1 protein-coding gene is annotated in these 575 nt (G+C 36.5%); it reads left to right on the forward strand.

The window, feature by feature from the left end; all coding sequences use genetic code 11:
- Positions 1-394: 394 nt before the first annotated feature.
- Positions 395-575: hypothetical protein (locus tag FK268_RS26080; protein WP_205124546.1), on the forward strand; the 181-nt coding region annotated here is incomplete at its 3' end.

The raw sequence follows: 575 nt of genomic DNA on the forward strand, positions 1-575 counted from the left end.
TCAGCTGTGAAAAAGTAGAAAGAGATAGCAAGAACTGGTAAGAGGTCACCCGATCAGAGGAAAATTTAAGATAACTTTCGCTATTTCATTGCCCTATATCATAACGCATCATCGATAAATGTAAAAAAAAGAGCGCAATTTCTCAGAAAGTAGAGATATGATTTTGTTTACTTCTTATTCAATTCTCAAATGCAATTGAAAATAATTATCATTGCCATTGACATTACCAACAAGAATGATAATAATTCCTATTAGTGAAAAGTTAGCGCATGCTGATAGCAATCACAATGATAATGATTTATATCTAAGCGGCGATAATCTACTTTTACCTCAACACTTATGATGAGATTGAGGGCACTTTATTCTGTTTTATTCTCTTTTAGTTTATGAATTAATGAAGGAATCGGTATTCATGCGTCGAAATATACTCTCCCAACGGTTGCGTCTTGCGCTTGTGATGGCAGCAACCTCAACACTTCTATGGACAGCACAAGCTGATGAAATCCCTCTCGAACAGAGCGAGGTAGATCAATCGGAGTTAGTCAATGCAGTAGATCTAGATCGGAAGGAGCACA

The organism is Tsukamurella sputi (assembly GCF_007858445.1).
GTDB lineage: Bacteria > Actinomycetota > Actinomycetes > Mycobacteriales > Mycobacteriaceae > Tsukamurella > Tsukamurella sputi.